The organism is Bradyrhizobium sp., assembly GCF_049581145.1.
In the GTDB taxonomy this organism is placed as follows: domain Bacteria; phylum Pseudomonadota; class Alphaproteobacteria; order Rhizobiales; family Xanthobacteraceae; genus Bradyrhizobium.
Window position 1 is genome coordinate 1 of record NZ_JBAURI010000653.1, and the last position, 2,333, is coordinate 2,333.

The 2,333-nt window shown below is 65.2% G+C and carries 2 protein-coding genes and 1 pseudogene; 2 read left to right on the forward strand and 1 reads right to left on the reverse strand.

The window, feature by feature from the left end; translation table 11 throughout:
• Both WCB02_RS21530 and WCB02_RS21535 read left to right on the forward strand, forming a co-directional pair.
• The coding region (locus tag WCB02_RS21530) for an SDR family NAD(P)-dependent oxidoreductase (protein WP_423961229.1) at positions 1-636 on the forward strand (636 nt) is incomplete at its 5' end.
• Positions 637-748: 112 nt separating this feature from the next.
• On the forward strand, positions 749-2,041 hold the full coding sequence (locus WCB02_RS21535) for an NAD(P)/FAD-dependent oxidoreductase (protein WP_423961230.1): 1,293 nt from the start codon (positions 749-751) through the stop codon (positions 2,039-2,041).
• Here WCB02_RS21535 and WCB02_RS21540 read toward each other — a convergent pair.
• Positions 2,038-2,333 (reverse strand): annotated as a pseudogene (locus tag WCB02_RS21540) (ABC transporter ATP-binding protein); the annotation flags it as partial. The gene WCB02_RS21535 and the pseudogene WCB02_RS21540 overlap by 4 nt on opposite strands.

Here is a 2,333-nt window from a genome sequence, read left to right on the forward strand (position 1 = left end):
GATCTGCTCTGCGCCAATGCCGGCATTCTGCGCGACAAGTCGTTCGGCAAGATGGAGCCAGCCGATTTCGCCAGGGTGATCGACGTGCATCTCACCGGCAGCTTCTACTGCTGCAAGGCGGTGTGGAACGGCATGCGCGAGCGCAATTACGGCCGCATCGTGCTGACCACCTCGTCCTCGGGCCTGTACGGCAATTTCGGCCAGGCCAATTACGGCGCGGCGAAATCCGGCATGGTCGGATTGATGAACGTGCTGGCCGAGGAGGGCCGCAAGACCGACATCCGCGTCAACATCATCTCGCCGACCGCGGCGACACGGATGACGGAGGAATTGCTTCCGCCGCAGGCGCTGGCGCTGATGAAGCCGGAGGCGATCACGCCGGCGGTGGAATACCTTCTGAGCGCGGACGCGCCGACCCGCACCATCATGGGCGCCGGTGCCGGCTCGTTTGCGGTGATCAGGATCATGGAAAGCGAAGGCGTTAATCTGCCGCCTTCGGACTGGACGCCGGACGCGGTCGCCGCGCATTTTGCCGAGATCAGCGACATGGGCAACGCCAAGGCGCTGGAAGGCGCGTTCCAGCAGACCCAGAAATACGTCGCGCAAGCCGCGGTGCGGGAAGGGATCAAACTTTGACTCCGTCCTTCCGGGGCGTGCGTCAGCGCGAACCCGGAATCTCGAGCCAGACATTGGGATTCTCAGCTTTGCAATGGCGCGTTGTAGTCCACGCGAGAACGTGTGGCCGGGAGTGACCGTCCTCCCAGCTCGAACCGACGTCGCCGTCATCGGCTCCGGTCCCGCGGGGTTGATGGCGGCCGAAGTGCTGGCGCAGGGCGGGGCGCGCGTCACGGTCTATGATTCAATGCCGTCCGCCGGGCGGAAATTCCTGATGGCCGGGCGCGGCGGGCTCAACCTGACGCACAGCGAGGAGCTCACCGCCTTTCTCGTCCGCTACGGCGACGCAGCGCCGCGCCTCGAAGCCGCGATCACCGGATTTCCGCCCGACCGCCTGCGGCAGTGGAGCGCGGCGCTGGGGCAGGCGACCTTTGTCGGATCGAGCGGACGCGTCTTTCCGCAGGCGTTCAAGGCCTCGCCTTTGCTGCGTGCCTGGCTGCGCCGGCTCGATGCGTCCGGCGTGCGGTTCCTATTTCGGCATCGCTGGAACGGCTGGGACGCGACCGGCCAGCTATCGTTTCAGACGCCGGACGGGCAACGCGCGGCCGAAGCGTGCGCGACCGTGCTCGCGCTTGGCGGTGCAAGCTGGCCGCGGCTCGGGTCCGATGGCGGGTGGGCGGCGACGCTGGCTGCGAAGGACGTTGTGATATCCGCGCTGCGGCCGGCCAATTGCGGTTTCACCGTCGGCTGGTCGGCGATATTCCGCGATCGGTTCGAGGGCCAGCCGCTCAAGGGCGTTGCGCTGACGTTTGGATCAACCACGACACGCGGCGAGGCGATGATCACCCGCATTGGCCTCGAAGGCGGCGCCATCTACGCCTTGTCGGCGGAGCTGCGCGATACGATTTCGTCATCGGGCGAAGCCGTGCTTTACGTCTCGCTGCGGCCTGATCTCGACATGCTGAATCTGACGGCCCGGCTGTCGGCACCGCGTGGCAAGCAGTCCCTGTCCAATTTTCTGCGCAAGGCCGCGCAACTTACAGCCGTGGCGATCGGCCTGTTGCAGGAAGCCGCCTTTGCGTCCGGCATCCCGCTCGCCACGCTCGCTCCTGCCGAGCTCGCACGCCTGATCAACGCGGTGCCGATCACACTCAATGGCGTGGCGCCGATCGCGCGGGCGATCTCGACCGCTGGCGGCATTTCGTTCGATGAACTCGACGCCGATTTCATGCTCCGCCGCTTACCGGGCACCTTCGCCGCCGGAGAGATGCTCGACTGGGAAGCTCCGACCGGCGGTTATCTGCTGCAGGCGTCGTTTGCGACGGGTGCCATGGCGGCCAAGGGCGCGTTGAAATGGCTGGAGAGCCTGACGGCATGCATGGACAAGTCGCATCGGCAAGGTCTGCCCGACGTCAAACCGAGCTAGCGATAACCGGCGGCCTGAAGTTCAAAAAGCTCGGAATAGCGGCCTGACTGCTTGAGCAACTCGTCATGTGTGCCGGCTGCTTCGATCTGGCCCTCTGCCAGAACAAGGATGCGATCGGCCATGCGAACGCTGGAAAAGCGATGGGAGATCAGGACCGCAGTCTTTCCGGAACTGAGTTCCTGGAAGCGCCGAAATACCTCGAATTCCGATCGGGCGTCCAGCGCCGCGGTCGGTTCGTCCAAAATCAGCACCGCGGCTTCCCGCATATAGGCGCGCGCGATCGCAATCTTCT